Raw genomic sequence first — 16935 nt, 5'->3', positions numbered from 1 at the left:
TCGACGACCTGGGAGGAGACAGTTCCGGATGTGTACCGCATGATCGAGGGCGTGACCGAACTACCCGAACCGACCGTCCCGACCCCTGTGCCCACGCCGTCCGCGATGCGACGGGCGTTGCGCCGGGCGCGCGACGGGGTCACGTTGAACGCCGACGAAGCCACCGTGCTGCTGCACGCCCGCGACGATGATCTGGCGGATCTGTGCCGCAGCGCCGCCCGGGTGCGCGATGCGGGTCTCGAATCGGCCGGCCGGCCGGCCACCATCACCTACTCGCGCAATGTCTTCATCCCGCTCACACACCTGTGCCGGGACACCTGTCACTACTGCACGTTCGTCACCGTGCCCGGCAAATTGCGGGCAGCGGGTCGCGGGATGTTCCTCGAACCCGACGAGGTGCTCGAGATCGCCCGGCGCGGCGCCGAACTGGGCTGTAAGGAAGCGCTGTTCACCCTGGGCGACCGCCCCGAGGCGCGCTGGCCCGAAGCCGCGCAGTGGCTCGACGAACGCGGTTACGATTCCACGCTGGACTATCTGCGCGCGGTCTCCATCCTGGTGCTCGAGGAAACCGGCCTGCTGCCGCATCTGAACCCCGGGGTGATGTCCTGGGAGGAGATCTCCCGGCTGAAACCGGTCGCCCAGTCGATGGGGATGATGCTGGAGACCACCTCGACCCGGCTGTTCACCGAGAAGGGCAACTGCCATTACGGCAGCCCCGACAAGGATCCCGCGGTACGGTTGCGCGCGATCACCGACGCCGGCCGGCTCTCGGTTCCCTACACCACCGGGATCCTGGTCGGTATCGGGGAGACCATGGCCGAGCGGGCGGATACGATCCTGGCGATCCGCAAGCAGCACAAGGCCTTCGGTCATATCCAGGAAGTCATCGTGCAGAACTTCCGCGCCAAGGACGATACCGCCATGCGGCACGCCCCCGACGCCGATATGTCCGAATTTCTGGCCACCATCGCGGTGACTCGGCTGCTGGTGGGCCCGGATGTCGCGGTGCAGGCGCCGCCGAACCTGGTGTCCGGTGCGGAGTGCCGGGCGCTACTCGAGGCCGGAATCGATGATTGGGGCGGCGTCTCGCCGGTCACCCCCGATCATGTCAACCCGGAACGGCCGTGGCCCAACCTCGATACGCTCGCCGAACTCACCGCGAGTGCCGGGTTCGAACTGGTGGAACGTACTTCCACGCATCCGAAGTACGTTCGCGCCGGCAACCCGTGGATCGATCCGCGGATCGGCGTCCACGTCGCCGCGCTCACGGATCCGGAGACGGGGCTGGCGAAACCCGGTGCGCTGCCGACCGGCCTGCCCTGGCAGGAACCCGACGAATCCTGGGAATCCGTGGGTCGCACGGATCTCAACACCGCCATCGACACCGCCGGGCGTAATACCGATACCCGCAGCGATATCGACAATGCGTTCGGCGACTGGGACACCATCCGCGAACAGGTCCGCGATCTTGCTGCCGCGCCGCAGCGGCTGGACGCCGATGTATTGGCTGCGCTACGTGCCGCCGAGAAGGACCCGGCCGGCCTCACCGATGCCCAGTACCTGGCGTTGGCGACCGCGGACGGGCCCGACCTCGAAGCCGTCGCGGGTCTCGCGGATCAGTTGCGCCGCGATGTCTGCGGCGACGATGTGACCTATGTGGTGAACCGGAACATCAACTTCACCAATATCTGCTACACCGGCTGCCGGTTCTGTGCGTTCGCGCAGCGTAAAGGCGACGCCGACGCGTTCACCCTCAGCACCGACGAGGTTGCCGACCGCGCCTGGGAGGCGTACGTCGACGGCGCCACCGAGGTCTGTATGCAGGGCGGTATCGACCCCGACCTGCCGGTCACCGGTTACGCGGATCTGGTGCGGGCAGTGAAGGCCCGCGTGCCGTCGATACATGTGCACGCGTTCAGTCCGATGGAAATCGTCAACGGTGCCTCTCGCGGCGGCGAAAGCGTCCGCGACTGGCTGACCGCCCTGCGGGAAGCCGGGCTCGGCACCATTCCCGGTACTGCCGCCGAAATCCTCGACGACGAGGTCCGCTGGGTGCTCACCAAGGGCAAACTGCCGGCGTCGGCCTGGATCGACGTTGTCACCACCGCGCATCAGGTCGGGATCCGGTCGAGTTCGACCATGATGTACGGGCACGTCGACAATCCGAGCCATTGGGTGGGGCATCTGCGCGTACTGCGCGGCATCCAGGACGAGACCGGCGGTTTCACCGAATTCGTGCTGCTGCCGTTCGTGCACCAGAGTGCCCCGCTCTACCTCGCCGGCGCCTCCCGTCCGGGCCCCACCAATCGCGACAACCGCGCCGCGCACGCCCTGGCCCGGATCATGCTGCACGGCCGGATCGACAATATCCAGACCAGCTGGGTGAAACTCGGTACCACCGGAACCCAGGTGATGCTGAGCAGCGGCGCCAACGACCTCGGCGGCACCCTGATGGAGGAAACGATCTCCCGGATGGCCGGCTCCCAGCACGGCTCAGCGAAAACGGTGGCCGAACTCACAGAAATAGCCGAAGGAATCGGTCGCCCCGTCCGCGAACGCACCACCACCTACGGAATCCCCCCGAGCCGCGGCCCGGTCCCCGGACTGGAACTGGTCTGAGCAGGGTAACCAGCGCGGACGCGGTCACTGCGCTGGCCCCTCCGGCCCCTTCGACTTCCCTGGACCGTTCACCTCCCCCGGGGTGGGGCCCGCCCGGTTCTGGAGCGACGGAGCGGGGGAGCGAAGCGGAGGAGCGGAGGAGTGAAGAACCGGGCCCATAAGGGCCCCACCCTCGAGACGCGGAGCGTCTCCAAAATTACAGAGCGTCTCCAAAATTACAGCCCGCCCCTTCGCGGATGGACGACCTCGAGAAGGGGCAACCGGTCCCGGCCGCGCCGGCGTAGGTGGCGCAAAATATTAGGACAGGCTCACCGGGGGTAGCGTTTGTGGCGCCAGGGATACTTGTGTGCGGGCGCAGTTACCCGGAGAAGAAGGAAGACTAGGAGAGCGGGAGTGACCTACATCATCGCCGAACCGTGCGTTGACGTGTTGGACAAGGCGTGCATCGAAGAATGCCCCGTGGATTGCATCTACGAGGGTGGCCGCATGCTCTACATCCATCCCGACGAATGCGTCGACTGCGGCGCGTGTGAACCGGTCTGCCCGGTGGAGGCGATCTTCTACGAGGATGACACCCCCGATCAGTGGAGCGGTTACGTGAACGCGAACGTCGATTTCTTCGACGAACTGGGTTCGCCCGGTGGCGCGACCAAACTGGGCAAGGTCGATTACGATCCCCCGTTCATCAAGGAACTGCCGCCGATGGCCGAGGAATAAGAGCGTCCGGTAGATGAGCACTGAGGTAACGCATCGCCGTCGGGTGAGCGCGGCACTGCCCGATTTCCCGTGGGACACCCTCGCCGAGGTGAAGGCGAAGGCGGCGGCGCATCCCGGCGGGCTGGTCGATCTGTCGGTCGGCACCCCGGTGGATCCGGTGGATCCGCTGATCCGGGCGGCTTTGAGTTCGGTCGCCGAGGTGCCGGGGTATCCGACCACCCACGGCACCGCGGAGTTGCGGGCGCATGCCGTGGCCGCACTGGCCCGGCGGTTCGGGATCACGGGTGTGGCCGAGGCGGCCGTGCTGCCGGTGATCGGTACCAAGGAGCTGATCGCGGGTCTGCCGCGGCTGCTGGGGCTGGGTGCCGCGGATCTGGTGGTGATTCCCGAGGTCGCGTATCCGACCTACGAGGTCGGTGGCCTGCTCGCCGGCACCCGGATTCTGCGTGCCGACGGGCTCACCCGGCTGGGGCCGGAGAAGCCCGCGCTGATCTACCTCAATTCCCCGGCCAACCCGACCGGCAAAGTGCTGGGTGTGGAGCACCTGCGCAAGGTGGTGTCCTTCGCTCGGGAACGCGGCGTGATCGTGGCCTCCGACGAGTGCTACCTGGGCCTGGCCTGGGACGAACCGGCGGTATCGATCCTCGACCCCCGGGTGTGCGATGGCGACCACACGGGCCTGCTGGCGGTGCATTCGCTGTCGAAGACATCGAATCTGGCCAGTTACCGGGCCGGTCTCGTCACCGGCGATCCGGAGCTGGTGGCCGAACTGCTGGAGGTGCGGAAACACTCCGGCATGATGGTGCCGTTCCCGATCCAGGCCGCCATGTCGGCGGCGCTTGCCGACGACGAGCACGAAGCCGTTCAACGGGAGCGCTATCGGGCGCGCCGCGAAACCCTGCGCTCCGCGTTGCTGGGCGCGGGTTTCCGGATCGACCATTCCGAAGCCGGCCTGTACTTGTGGTCCACGCGCGACGAACCCTGTCGCGACACCCTGGACTGGCTCGCCGGTCGTGGCATCCTCGCCGCCCCCGGCGATTTCTACGGTCCCACCGGCTCGCGGCACGTCCGCATAGCCCTCACCGCCACCGACGAACGAATCGCCGCCGCCGCCGACCGTTTGTGAGCCCGGCCCCTGCGGCCGGGTCGTCCCGAGTTCGTATCGGCCCTCAGGTGACCGGCGGCGGTGCCGAGTCTTACGAGGCCCTGAGAGGTTTTGGGACCAAGGGGGGCCAAAACCCGCGTCGACGGAGGCGGCGCCAAAAAATACAGCTAGCCTTGGGGTATGGACGCTGTCACAGTTGTCCCGACCCCCGTGAACGAACCGGTGCACACCTACGCACCGGGTAGCCCCGAGCGGGAGCGACTGCTCGGCAAGCTGGCCGATATCTCGGGCACCACCCTCGACATTCCACTGGTCATCGACGGTAAGCACCGTCCCGGGATCGGTGAGCGCCGCGAGATCGTCGCACCGCATCGGCATCGGCAGGTGCTCGGGACCTATACGAATACCACTCACGACGAAGCCGCCGCCGCGATCGAGGCCGCGACCGCTGCCGCACCTGCCTGGCGTTCCCTGCCGTTCGACGAACGCGCCGCGGTGCTGCTGCGGGCCGCGGATCTGCTGTCCGGTCCGTGGCGGGAAACCGTGGCCGCGGCGACCATGCTGGGCCAGTCGAAATCGGCGGCGCAGGCCGAAATCGACGCGCCGTGCGAATTGGTCGATTTCTGGCGTTTCAACGTGTCGTTCGCGCGCGGCATCCTGGCCCAGCAGCCGCAGTCGAGTCCGGGGGTATGGAACCGCCTCGATTACCGGCCGCTGGAGGGTTTCGTCTACGCGATCACCCCGTTCAATTTCTCGGCCATCGCCGGGAATCTGCCCACCGCGCCGGCGCTGATGGGCAATACCGTCGTATGGAAGCCGTCGCCCACTCAGACCCTCGCCGCCTATTACACGATGAAGTTGCTGGAGGCCGCGGGGCTGCCGCCGGGCGTGATCAATATGGTCACCGGGGACGGGAAAGAGCTTTCGGAAGTGGCGCTCACCGATCCACGGCTGGGCGGTATCCATTTCACCGGGTCGGCGCCCACGTTCCAGTATCTGTGGAGTCAGGTGGGGGCCAATCTCGGCCGGTATCGCGGCTATCCGCGTCTGGTCGGGGAGACCGGCGGTAAGGATTTCATCGTCGCGCACCCCTCCGCGGACCCGGCGGCCCTGCGGACGGCGCTGGTCCGGGGCGCGTACGAGTATCAGGGCCAGAAATGTTCGGCCGCGTCGCGCGCCTATCTGCCGCGTTCGCTGTGGCAGGAGATGGGTGACGATTTTCTGGGGGTCGCCGATTCGCTGAGCTACGGGGATGTGGCGGAACTGTCGAATTTCGGCGGTGCTCTGATCGACCGGCGTGCTTACGACAAAAGTGTCCGGGCGATCGAACGGGCCCGTTCGGCGAATGTGCCGATCCCGGTGGGCGGCACCTGTGACGACAGCGAGGGCTGGTTCGTCCGGCCGACGGTGCTGCTCGCGGAGGATCCCCGCGACGAATCGTTCGCCACCGAATATTTCGGCCCGATTCTGTCGGTGTATGTGTACGACGACGCTGCGCCCGGCGCCTGGGAGAGGGTTCTGGCGGAAGTGGAATCCGCGGCCCCATACGCGCTGACTGGCGCCGTTTTCGCGCAGGACCGGCAGGTGGTCGAGAAGGCTTCCGACCGGTTGCGGTTTGCGGCCGGCAATTTCTATGTCAATGACAAGCCCACCGGCGCCGTGGTGGGCCAGCAGCCGTTCGGTGGTGCTCGTGCCTCGGGTACCGACGACAAAGCCGGGTCCCCGCTGAACCTGCTGCGCTGGGTGGCGCCGCGAGCCATCAAGGAAACCTTCGTCCCGCATACCGACCACCGCTATCCACATATGGAGCGGGAATGAGCAGGCGAGCTTCCGCCGCCGGTGCGGTCCGGTGCAGGCGGGAGATCCGGTGAACCCGCTGCGACCGGCGATCCTCGCGGCAGCCGGGTCGGACCGGGTGAAGAGGACGCTGACCACCAGCCCGATGACGGCGGGTCTCGTCCGGCGTTTCGTGCCGGGAGAGACGCGGTCCGAACTGGTCGCCGCGGCCCGGGAACTGCTGGCGAGCGGCCGGGCGGTGAGCGTGGATTTCCTCGGTGAGTACACCACCGATCGTGCGCAGGCCGAGGCCGCGGTCGCCGAGTATCTGGGGCTGATCAACGATCTCGCCGCACTGGATACCGCCGCGGTCCCGGCCGGGGCGGCACCGCTGGAGGTCTCGGTGAAACTGTCGGCGCTCGGCCAATGGCTGGGGCCCGACGGTCCGGCGATCGCCACCGAGAACCTGCGCGTGCTCTGCACCAAGGCCGCGGAGACGGGCGTGTGGGTCACGGTGGACGCCGAGGACCATACGACCACCGCGTCCACCCTCGCCGCGATCCGGCAGGTTCGTCCGGAATTCCCCTGGTTGGGCACGGTGATCCAGGCCTATCTGTACCGCAGTGTGGACGACTGCCGTGACCTCGCGGACGCGGGCGCGCGGGTGCGCCTGTGCAAGGGTGCCTACCGGGAGTCGGAGACCGTGGCCCACCAGCACCGTGCCGATGTGGACAGTGCATATCTGCGCTGTCTGCGGGCGCTCGTTCAGGGTGCGGCCCGCCCGCTGGTGGCAACGCATGATCCCGCGCTGATCGCCGCCGCGACCGATCTCGCCGCCCGGACCGGCCGCGGCCCCGGCGAGCTGGAGTACCAGATGCTGTACGGCATCCGCACCGACGAGCAAGAGCGGCTCGCCGGCCGGGGCAATTTCGTTCGCGTCTACATCCCGTACGGCAACCAGTGGTACGGCTACCTGATGCGCCGCCTCGCCGAACGCCCCGCCAACCTCGGTTTCTTCCTCAGAGCCGTGGCGACCCCGGTGCGGAGCTGACACCCATCCGACCGGCGTACAGATCGACCCGATCCTGGACCTGACGTAACCAGCGGCGGCGCCGAGTCTTACGAGGCCCTGAGAGGTTTTGGCCCGTCCCTGCTGTCAGTGCTCGATGCGATGCGGCGCAGCCGCGAGTGTCGAGTGCTGACAGCAGGGACCAAGGTGGGCCGAAACCCCGCGCCGACGGAGTCGGCGCCAAAAATACAGCTCAGACCAGCGGTTTGCCCTTGCGCATGCGACGGCGCATATCCCACAGGTAGTAGTTCATGGGGAACTGGCGGAGGAAGCGGGGCTGGATTTTCAGGGCGAAGCCGATGATCTTCATCGTCCGGTCGAACCAGCGCTGGTTGCCCGCGGTCCAGTCCATGTACATCGCCTGCCGGATCTGCGGGGGCAGGCAGCCGGAGACGACGAACCGGTGGAACTTCGCCGATACCCACCGCACCGGTAGCGGCAGCATCTTCAGATCGATGAGGTCGTTGAAGTAGGCGCGGGTGGTGTCGTCGATTTCGAGGTTGTCCAGGTTGTCTTCCCAGAATTCCCAGAACGCGGCCCGGTTCGGCGGCCACATTTCCGGGCGCACCTGCAGAGTGGTGCCGAGCCGGATGCTGTGCGCGTAGAAGGTGTCGGCGGTGGCGTCGTCCATGGGGCCCTGGACTTTTTCCAGGAGGTCGACGAAGCCGAAGTACAGGCAGGCCGCGACCCAGAGCTGGAGTTTGGGGTCGAAGGCGTTGTACTTGACCGGGCTGGTGGGTTTGGTGCGGATATGCCGGTGGGAGGTGTTGACCGCGAGCCGGTAGGCGTTGCGTTCCTCCTCGGTGCCCAGCATGGCGACCGACAGGTAGGTGAGGGTGGTCCGGAGCCGTTTGAACGGGTGCACCATCACGTTGCCGCTTTTGACGTCGCTTTCCATGACGCCGTAGGCGACCGGCCGCAAACCCAGCTGCATGATCACGTTCGCGGTGCCGCCGAGGAACGCGGTGATTCCGACGATATGGTCTTCGACATCGAAATCGGGGGCGTAGAGCGGGCGGGGTTCGGGTTCGCTCTGTGACATGGGCTGGGGAGCGGTCATCGGTGACCTCTTTCCTATGAGAAGATTATATGATAACCATCTCATTCACTCGATGTTGCGTCAACCGCCATCGTAGTTGTGCGACACTTACTGTGTCATTGCATCACCGAGCGCGAGAGGTGCCGAGATGGGTGCGCTGGCTCAATTGTTGCCACTGGTGCGATCGTCGCGCCGCGATCAAGATCAATCGGTTTTGTCCGCCGCACTGCAGGCGTTTCTCGATTTCGGAATCAAACGCACCAGCATGGTGGAGGTCGCCCGCCGCGGCGGGCTCTCGCTGGCCACGCTGTACCGCCGGTTCTCCAGTAAATCCGACCTCATCCAGGCCGTGGGATTGCAGCAGACCCGTGAGTTCATCGAGGGTGTCGATGCCGCGGTGCAACAGCAGATCGACCGCGATGCTGGCGCCGAAGACCAGATCGTCGAACTGTTCGTGGCCTTCCTCGACGGCCTGCGCAGTAACCGGCTGCTGGACCGCCTGCTCGATACCGAGCCCGAGATCGTATTGCCCTACCTCACCACCAAAGGCGCCCCGGTGATCGAACTCGGCCGCGACTACCTCGCCGAGTTCGTCACCCGCCTGCAGGCCGAAGGGAAATTACCGGCCTACGATCCGCTGCCGGTGGCCGAAATGGTCGCGCGTACCGCATTGTCGCTGGCGCTGACTCCGCAGACGGTGATTCCGTTGGACGACGATATCGCCGTCCGGAAATACGCGCGAGATCATGTCGCCGTCTCGTTCCGGGTGCCGGGCGCGGATTCCTGAATTCGAACCGGGCTGTTTCGCATGCGTATCCGAGCCCAGGCGGTTACCGGCACACCTCGCGACGGGGGTAGGCCCACTGAGCCGCGGAAGCGCCGGGCGCTAGGTTGGGGCCATGTCCCTCGCGCCGCGTCTGCTCCGATCGCTGGACCCACTGGCTGTCGCCGCGGGAGCCGATATCCCCGACGCCGTCACCATCGACGGAATCACCCTCTCGCGCAGTGATCTGCTCGGTGCGGCCACATCTGTCGCGGAACGGATCGCTCGGGCGGAACGGGTCGCGATACTGGCCCGCCCCACGGCGTCCACCGTGCTCGCCGTCCTCGGCTGTCTGATCGCCGGGGTCACCGTTGTTCCGATACCGCCCGATTCCGGTACCGCTGAACTCGACCATATGCTCACCGATTCCGGGGCGCAGGCATGGCTGGGTGAGGCCCCGGAAGGGACCGCGCTACCGGTGGTCCCGGTCCGGCAGCATGCCCGGTCCTGGCATACCTACCCCGAGCCCGACCCCGCCGCAGCGGCTTTCGTGCTGTACACGTCCGGAACCACCGGTTTGCCGAAGGGGGTGGTGCTGGGCCGCGGCGCGATCGCCGCCGGCCTGGACGCGCTCGCCGAGGCCTGGTCGTGGACCGCGGCCGATGTGCTGGTACACGGTCTACCGCTGTTCCACGTACACGGCCTGATCCTGGGTCTGCTCGGCCCGCTACGCGTCGGCAGTCCGCTCGTCCACACCGGAAAACCGACGCCCGCGAACTACGCCGCGGCCGCGGGCACCATGTATTTCGGCGTCCCCACCGTCTGGACCCGGATCACCGAGGACCCCGATACCGCGAAACAGTTGAGCGCCGCCCGGCTGCTGATCTCCGGTAGCGCACCGTTGCCGGCACCGGTATTCGAGCGGCTCGCCGAACTCACCGGCCAGGAGCCGATCGAACGCTACGGGATGAGCGAAACGATGATCACGCTCTCCGCGCGGGCCGACGGTGAACGCCGGCCGGGCTGGGTCGGGGTGCCGGTGCAGGGGGTGCAGACCAGATTGCGGGACGAAGCGGGACAGCCGGTACCGCACGACGGTTCGAGCATCGGCGGACTGCAGGTACGCGGTCCGATGCTGTTCGACGGATACTTCGGCCGCCCGGAGGCCACCGCCGAATGCTGGACCGAGGACGGCTGGTTCCGCACCGGTGATGTCGCGGCGATCGATGCGGACGGGTTCCACCGGATAGTGGGCCGCGAATCGGTGGACCTCATCAAATCCGGCGGGTACCGGATCGGCGCGGGCGAGGTCGAAACCACGCTGCTGGGTCATCCCGGTGTCGTCGAGGTAGCGGTGGTCGGCCTGCCGGACGCCGATCTCGGCCAGCGGATCGTCGCCTTCGTCGTTGCGCGCGATACCGCGCCGAGTGAACAGGAACTGATCGACCATGTGGCCGGCGAACTCTCGGCCCACAAGCGGCCACGGGAAATCCGCTTCGTCGCATCCCTGCCACGAAACGCCATGGGTAAGGTGCAGAAGAAGCAGCTCGGTTAGGTGGCCCCGGACACCCAGCGGCTACGGAATCCCCAGTGCTACAGCGAGTGCGCGATTCACCGACACGATCGAGCTCGGCGACAACGTGCCGAGGTAGTCGCCGAGCTCATCTTTTCCGAGCGTCTCGATATTGTCGGTGTTGACATAACCGCCGAGCGGATCATTGGACCCGAGGGGGACCCAGGTCGGCAATTCCCGGGCGGTCGTAGTCAATCGCACCGCGAGCACATCAGCCGTTACGCGGTTGCGCTGGTTGTTCGAGACGATCAGCCACGGCTTGGCGCCATACCCCAGATCAGCTCGATATACCTGACCGCGAACCGGTGCCGCCGTCACGCGTTCGCCTGCTGCCGCGCATTACGGCGCGTCCGCAGGGTCGCACGCTCCTGTTCATTCTCGTACGGATAGCTCGGTGACTCTGCCACTGCGGCCTGATACGCCTGGAGCAGCTTCTCTTCCTGTAACCGTTCCCATGCGGTACGGATTGCTTCGACAACCGCCGCCGAACGCGACGGAGCGGACTTCTCCAACTCCTCGAGCCGCTCGAACGTCTCGTCGTCCAAGCGGACTGTCATCGCATGTGTCATACAGAGATGATACCGAGAACTGAACCGGATGGCGAATACGCTACTGAGCGCTACTAGTTGTGGGCGTGGAGAGCCTCATTGAGCTCGATCCCGGTACCCGAGCGGGGAACGACCTCCACCGCACCGGTCTGCGAATTACGGCGGAACAGCAGGTTGTTCGTGCCGCTGAGCTCCGCGGCCTTGATCACCTTGCCGTCGGGCGTGGTGACCTTGGTGCCGGCGGTGAGGTAGAGCCCCGCCTCCAGCACGCAATCGTCGCCGAGCGGGATACCCAGGCCCGAGTTCGCGCCGAGCAGCGAGCGTTCGCCGATCGAGATGACGCTGGTTCCGCCGCCGGACAGGGTGCCCATGGTGGACGCGCCGCCGCCGATATCGGAGCCGTCACCCACGACGACGCCCGCCGAGATACGCCCTTCCACCATGGAAGTGCCCAGGGTGCCGGCGTTGAAGTTCACGAAACCCTCGTGCATGACGGTGGTTCCGGCCGACAGATGCGCACCCAGCCGGACCCGGTCCGCGTCGCCGATGCGGACACCGGCGGGGACCACGTAGTCGACCATGCGCGGGAACTTGTCGACGCTGTACACGGTGACCGGACCGCGGGCGCGCAGTTTCGCCCGCGTGGTTTCGAACCCTTCCACCGCGGCCGGTCCGTGGTTGGTCCACACGACATTGGCCAGCAGGGCGAACTGCCCTTCCAGGCTCACCGAATGCGGACGGACCAGGCGATGGGACAGCAGGTGCAGGCGCAGGTACACATCGTGCGCGTCGGCCGGGGCGGCGGACAGATCGGCGATGGTGGTGCGGACGGCGATCACCTCGACACCGCGCGCCGGGTCGGGGCCCACCAGATCGGCCAGTTCGGCGGGCGCCTCGGCGAGCCGCTCGGTACCGGTCTCGGTGAACTCACCCAGCTGCGGGGCGGGGAACCAGGTATCCAGAACGGTTCCGTCCGTGGTCACGTTGGCGATGCCGATAGCGGTTGCTCCCTGAGTGCTCACGACACCGCAGCCTACCCACCAGCGTCTCCGCAGTGGTGGGGCACCTCTACGCTCGTATCCCGTGACCCTCGACTTGTACGCCGATCCCGTCGCGCTGACCGCGGCCCTCGTCGATATTCCGAGCGTATCGCGGGAGGAAGCCGCGATCACCGACGCCGTCGAAACGGCGCTGCGCACCCAGACCAGCGGTTTCGAGGTGGTGCGCCGCGGCAATGTGGTGCTCGCGCGGACCGACCGGGGCCTGCCTACCCGGGTGGTGCTGGCGGGCCATCTCGACACGGTGCCGATCGCGGACAACGTACCGGGCCGGTTCACCGTCGAGAACGGGTCCGAGGTGTTCTACGGCTGCGGTTCGGTCGATATGAAATCGGGGGACGCGGTATTCCTGCATCTGGCCGCCACCATCGCCGAACCCGCACACGACCTGACCTTGATCTTCTACGACTGCGAGGAGATCGCCGCCGAATTCAACGGCCTGAACATCGTCGAACGCGAACTACCGGAATGGCTGGATGCCGATCTCGCGATTCTGGGTGAACCCTCGGGCGGCTGGATCGAGGCGGGCTGCCAGGGCACGCTGCGGGTTCGGTTGAGCACGGCCGGGGTGCGGGCGCATTCGGCGCGAGCCTGGCTCGGTGACAATGCGGTCCACCGGCTGGCCCCCGCCCTGACCCGGCTGTCGGAGTACCGGGCGCGTGCGGTCGATATCGACGGCTGCCTCTACCGGGAAGGTCTGTCGGCGGTGCGTATCGAGGGCGGGGTCGCCGGCAATGTGGTGCCGGATGCGGCCGCGGTAGAGGTGAACTTCCGGTTCGCGCCGGATCGTACGGTCGAACAGGCCACCGAACACGTCCGGGAAGTCTTCGCCGGCCTGGAACTGGAGTTCACGGTGACCGATGCGGCGCCCGGCGCGCTGCCCGGGCTCACCGCCCCCGCGGCGAAGGGACTCGCCGACGTGGTCCGGGCGCACGGTTCGGCGGGGATCCGCGCCAAATACGGCTGGACCGATGTCTCCCGGTTCGCCGCCCGCGGTATACCGGCGGTGAACTTCGGCCCCGGCGATCCCAACCTCGCGCATAAACGCGACGAGCATGTCCCGCTGGCCCAGATCACCGCCGTCACCGAGATGCTGCGCGCCTACCTGGAGGGGAACCAGTGAATCCACGACCGTTCGCGCTCTGTGTGTACTGCTCCGCGAGTACCACCGATTCCGACCAGCTGACCCTCGCGGCCCGGGTGGGCACCGAAATAGCCCGGCGCGGCTGGCAGCTGGTCTCCGGCGGCGGGCATGTGTCGATGATGGGGGCGGTGGCCACCGCGGCCCGCGCCGGTGGCGCCAACACCATCGGCGTCATACCGAAACATCTGGTGCATCGCGAGGTCGCCGATGTCGACTCCGACGAGCTCGTGGTCACCGACACCATGCGCCAGCGCAAACAGGTGATGGAGGACCGCGCCGATGCCTTCCTCACCCTGCCCGGGGGGATCGGCACGCTCGAGGAGTTCTTCGAGGCCTGGACCGGCGGTCACCTCGGCCAGCACACCAAACCCATGGCGATTCTCGACCCCGGCGGCCATTACACCGGCCTGTTCTCCTGGCTTGCCGAACTTCGCGACCGTGGTTTCGTACCGCAGGCAGCGCTCGATCGCATCACCGTCACGCCGGATCTGACCGAGGCCTTCGCCGCGCTGAACCCCGAGCCACCCCAGGATGGGGTGCTGCGGGCGATCTGACGACGACTCCGGGCGGGCCGAGGGCCGACCGATATCTCGGCCCGCATCCGGGCCGAAGCATCCTGCGGTGCCGCTCGCGGAGAGTGCCTCCGGTAGCGGTGCCGGCCGCCCCACCGACTGTGACAGCGAAATGCTCTCGGCAGCGCTTCAGGGACGGGCGTGACTGTTACCTGTTCCAAAATCGTGCGCGCGCTTTGCACCGGTCGGAAGCATCCGGGGCGATTCGGGTCGCGGAGATCAGCAGGAGAAGCCGACGGTCTCACTCCGCGCGGAGCCGGGCGACCCCGGCGACGGCGCCCGGATTCGGCGAGGCCCTCGAAGGTTTCGGCCCGCGCTGTCGATCCGTTCCCTGGGCTGTGCGGCGCAGCTGTGAGTGCCGGGGACGCAACGACAACGCCGAGGGGGGCCGGAACCCGCGCACCGTGGGCGCGCAAATAAGCTCGGATCATGTTCGATCCTGTCCGTCCGGCGCCGACATTGTGCGGCCGGGCGGTGGCGACGGACCGTGCGCTGGTCATGGCCATTGTGAACCGGACGCCGGATTCGTTCTACGACCGGGGCGCCACCTTCGGTGACAGTGCTGCGCTGGCAGCGGTGGACCGGGCCGTGGGCGAAGGCGCCGATCTCGTCGATATCGGTGGTGTGAAGGCGGGCCCGGGGGAGACGGTGGACGCCGCGGAGGAATCGCGGCGCGTAGTGCCGTTCGTCGCGGCGATCCGCGCGAAATATCCCGACCTGCTGATCAGTGTCGATACCTGGCGTTCGGAGGTCGCGCGGGCCGCGGTCGCCGAAGGCGCCGACCTGATCAACGACACCTGGGCGGGGGCCGATCCGGAACTGGTGCCGGTGGCCGCGGCGACCGGAGCCGGGATCGTCTGCAGTCATACCGGCGGCGCGGTCCCGCGCACCCGCCCGCATCGGGTTCGTTACCCCGATGTGGTGGCGGAAGTGACCGATACCGTCGTGCGTGCCGCGGAGGCGGCGGTGGCCGCGGGCGTACGCAGGGACTCTGTGCTCATCGACCCGACCCACGATTTCGGCAAGAACACTTACCACGGGCTCGCTCTGTTGCGCGCAGCGGACGTTCTTGTAAAAACCGGGTGGCCCGTCTTGATGGCGCTGAGCAACAAGGATTTCATCGGAGAGACATTAGGTGTCGGACTTTCCGAACGGCTGGAGGGCACATTGGCAGCAACTGCGTGGGCCGCCGCGGCCGGTGCCCGCGTTTTCCGGGTGCACGAGGTCGCCGCGACCCGGCATGTGGTCGACATGATTGCCGCGATCCAGGGTATCCGGCCCCCGGTACGAACTCTGCGAGGTCTCGTATGAAACTCTCACACCACGAGCCCGGCTGGGCCACGACGAATACCTGGGACACACCCGAGTGGGCGGTGGGCGATCTGATCGCCGCCAAGGCCGGACGCACCGTTTCGGTGGTGCTGCCGGCGTTGAACGAGCAGGACACGGTCGCCGATGTGGTGGCCAGTATCCGGCCGCTGCTGGGCAGCCTCGTGGACGAGCTGGTGGTCCTCGATTCCGGATCGACGGATGCGACCGCCGAACGTGCCCGTGCCGCCGGCGCCGAAGTGGTCAGCCGGGAGCAGGCCGTACCCGAACTCGAACCCGTACCGGGCAAGGGCGAGGTGCTGTGGCGTTCGCTGGCGGTGACCAGCGGCGATCTGGTGGCCTTCGTCGATTCCGACCTGATCGACCCGGATCCGGCCTTCGTGCCGAAACTGCTCGGCCCCCTGCTGACCACCCCGGACCTGCATCTGGTCAAGGCCTACTACCGGCGCCCACTCCGCCACGGCGGTGAGGTGGACGCGCACGGCGGCGGGCGGGTCACCGAACTCGTGGCCCGGCCCCTGCTCGCCGCGCTGCGGCCGGGGCTGACACCGGTCCTGCAACCGCTCGGCGGCGAATACGCGGGCACCCGGGAACTGCTCACCGCGGTACCGTTCGCGCCCGGGTACGGAGTCGAGATCGGGCTGCTGCTCGACACCTACGACCGTTTGGGCCTGCCCGCCATCGGACAGGTCAACCTGGGTGTGCGGACCCACCGCAACCGCCCGCTGGCCGATCTCGGGGTGATGAGCCGGCAGATCCTGGGCACCGTACTGGCTCGCAGCGGGGTACCGGATTCGGGCGCGGCACTCACCCAGTTCCCACTGGTCGGCAACGAGTTCACCCCCCACAGCACCGCCGTGGACCTGGTCGACCGGCCACCCATGAATACGATCCGCCCGGACGTGGCCGCCGCCTGAGCCGGGGGCCGGTCTGCCGGCGGCGACGGTGACGGCGGCGCAGGTGCCTTGCAGACGGTCGCGGCCGCGAGCTACAACGACCTACGAAGATCGATCGTCCGTGGACTTCTTCGTCGCCGGATCCGGGGCGTCGGGCGCCGGCTCCGCTACGTCCTGATCGGGCTCTTCCTGATCTGCCTTACCTGACGGCCCGCCTGCGGCCGTGGTTTCGTCGGTGGCCTCTGTGGTGTCGCCGATGGTGGTGTCACCGTCGGTTCCGGTTTCCCGGGGCGTTCCGGAGCCGGAGCCCGTGGCGGGGGTTGTCTCGGGCTCGGGCTGGGCGGCCGCCCGATCGGTGGCGCTTGCCGCGGGAGGCTCGCCGCCGGTGGTCGACGCGGATTCGGGTGCTGTCCCGGATTCGGTCGTCGGGGATACGCCGGACGTGTCCTCGGCGGCCGACGTGGCAGTGGCGGCGGACGGGGGTGTGGTCTCGGCCGCGGTACCGGACTCCGATGAGGTAGTGGTCGGTTCGGTGTCGCCGTCCGTGCGGTCGGAGGATTCCGCGGATTCGTCCGGCTCGTCGTGTTCGTGTTCCAGGCGGGCCTGGAGTTCGGCGACCGTGACGTATTCGGTGTCCGCCGAGCCCGGACTACGCAACCACAGGATCACCGAGACCAGCAGCCCGGCAACGACCAGAACCACCGCCACGATGATCAACGCGTCCACC

General features: G+C 67.4%; 15 protein-coding genes and 1 pseudogene. 11 read left to right on the top strand and 5 right to left on the bottom strand.

All coding sequences use genetic code 11. The annotated features are described in order from the left end of the window. The first annotated feature begins 39 nt into the window (after window positions 1–39). From ON22_RS21035 to ON22_RS21015, 5 genes are all read left to right on the top strand, one after another. A complete protein-coding gene (locus tag ON22_RS21035) occupies window positions 40–2619 on the top strand; it encodes a bifunctional FO biosynthesis protein CofGH (protein ID WP_033243333.1) in 2580 nt (859 codons plus the stop codon). A 393-nt stretch (window positions 2620–3012) separates the two neighbouring features. Further along, window positions 3013–3336, top strand: a complete 324-nt coding sequence (gene fdxA, locus ON22_RS21030) for a ferredoxin (RefSeq protein ID WP_033243332.1) — start codon at window positions 3013–3015, stop codon at window positions 3334–3336. 13 nt (window positions 3337–3349) lie between these two features. Continuing rightward, window positions 3350–4462: a succinyldiaminopimelate transaminase gene (gene dapC, locus ON22_RS21025; protein ID WP_033243331.1), complete on the top strand. Its 1113-nt coding sequence runs from the start codon at window positions 3350–3352 to the stop codon at window positions 4460–4462. A gap of 159 nt (window positions 4463–4621) precedes the next feature. Next, on the top strand, window positions 4622–6259 hold the full coding sequence (gene pruA, locus ON22_RS21020) for an L-glutamate gamma-semialdehyde dehydrogenase (protein ID WP_033243330.1): 1638 nt from the start codon (window positions 4622–4624) through the stop codon (window positions 6257–6259). A gap of 49 nt (window positions 6260–6308) precedes the next feature. Beyond that, complete coding sequence (locus ON22_RS21015; RefSeq protein WP_373280884.1) at window positions 6309–7268, top strand: proline dehydrogenase family protein; 960 nt, start codon at window positions 6309–6311, stop codon at window positions 7266–7268. A gap of 211 nt (window positions 7269–7479) precedes the next feature. Here the strand turns inward: ON22_RS21015 and ON22_RS21010 are convergent, their stop codons facing one another. After that, window positions 7480–8346, bottom strand: a complete 867-nt coding sequence (locus tag ON22_RS21010) for an oxygenase MpaB family protein (RefSeq protein WP_033243328.1) — start codon at window positions 8344–8346, stop codon at window positions 7480–7482. A gap of 127 nt (window positions 8347–8473) precedes the next feature. Here ON22_RS21010 and ON22_RS21005 point away from each other — a divergent pair, with 127 nt between their 5' ends. Together ON22_RS21005 and ON22_RS21000 are read left to right on the top strand one after the other, a co-directional pair. After that, window positions 8474–9112 carry a TetR/AcrR family transcriptional regulator gene (locus tag ON22_RS21005; protein ID WP_033243327.1) on the top strand — a complete coding sequence of 213 codons (639 nt, stop codon included), beginning with the start codon at window positions 8474–8476 and terminating at the stop codon, window positions 9110–9112. Between the two features lie 112 nt (window positions 9113–9224). Then, window positions 9225–10643 carry an acyl-CoA synthetase gene (locus ON22_RS21000; protein ID WP_033243326.1) on the top strand — a complete coding sequence of 473 codons (1419 nt, stop codon included), beginning with the start codon at window positions 9225–9227 and terminating at the stop codon, window positions 10641–10643. A gap of 21 nt (window positions 10644–10664) precedes the next feature. Here the strand turns inward: ON22_RS21000 and ON22_RS20995 are convergent, their stop codons facing one another. Genes ON22_RS20995 through dapD form a run of 3 tightly spaced genes read right to left on the bottom strand, consistent with a single transcriptional unit; the run spans window position 10665 to window position 12231 of the window. Beyond that, window positions 10665–10979, bottom strand: a complete 315-nt coding sequence (locus ON22_RS20995; RefSeq protein WP_033243325.1) for a type II toxin-antitoxin system PemK/MazF family toxin — start codon at window positions 10977–10979, stop codon at window positions 10665–10667. Next, the gene (locus ON22_RS20990) at window positions 10976–11230 is read right to left on the bottom strand and encodes a ribbon-helix-helix domain-containing protein (RefSeq protein WP_062973244.1); all 255 of its coding nucleotides are present in this window, start codon (window positions 11228–11230) and stop codon (window positions 10976–10978) included. The genes ON22_RS20995 and ON22_RS20990 overlap by 4 nt, the downstream gene beginning before the upstream one ends. 53 nt (window positions 11231–11283) lie before the next feature. Further along, a complete protein-coding gene (dapD, locus tag ON22_RS20985) occupies window positions 11284–12231 on the bottom strand; it encodes a 2,3,4,5-tetrahydropyridine-2,6-dicarboxylate N-succinyltransferase (RefSeq protein ID WP_033243324.1) in 948 nt (315 codons plus the stop codon). A 61-nt stretch (window positions 12232–12292) separates the two neighbouring features. On the opposite strand from dapD, the gene dapE reads away from it, so the two are divergent. The 4 genes from dapE (at window position 12293) to ON22_RS20965 (ending at window position 16229) form a co-directional block, all read left to right on the top strand. Then, window positions 12293–13390, top strand: a complete 1098-nt coding sequence (gene dapE / locus ON22_RS20980) for a succinyl-diaminopimelate desuccinylase (protein WP_033243323.1) — start codon at window positions 12293–12295, stop codon at window positions 13388–13390. Further along, on the top strand, window positions 13387–13965 hold the full coding sequence (locus tag ON22_RS20975; RefSeq protein ID WP_033243322.1) for an LOG family protein: 579 nt from the start codon (window positions 13387–13389) through the stop codon (window positions 13963–13965). The genes dapE and ON22_RS20975 overlap by 4 nt, the downstream gene beginning before the upstream one ends. A 447-nt stretch (window positions 13966–14412) precedes the next feature. Further along, complete coding sequence (gene folP / locus ON22_RS20970; RefSeq protein ID WP_033243321.1) at window positions 14413–15294, top strand: dihydropteroate synthase; 882 nt, start codon at window positions 14413–14415, stop codon at window positions 15292–15294. Then, on the top strand, window positions 15291–16229 hold the full coding sequence (locus ON22_RS20965; protein ID WP_033243320.1) for a glucosyl-3-phosphoglycerate synthase: 939 nt from the start codon (window positions 15291–15293) through the stop codon (window positions 16227–16229). Before folP ends, ON22_RS20965 begins: the two co-directional genes overlap by 4 nt. Before the next feature lie 81 nt (window positions 16230–16310). On the opposite strand, the pseudogene ON22_RS20960 reads toward ON22_RS20965, so the two are convergent. Further along, window positions 16311–16935, bottom strand: a pseudogene (locus ON22_RS20960) (hypothetical protein); the annotation flags it as partial.

The organism is Nocardia carnea NBRC 14403 (assembly GCF_000308515.1).
Classification (GTDB): Bacteria; Actinomycetota; Actinomycetes; order Mycobacteriales; family Mycobacteriaceae; genus Nocardia; species Nocardia carnea.
This window is presented reverse-complemented; position numbering and strand designations above follow the sequence as displayed.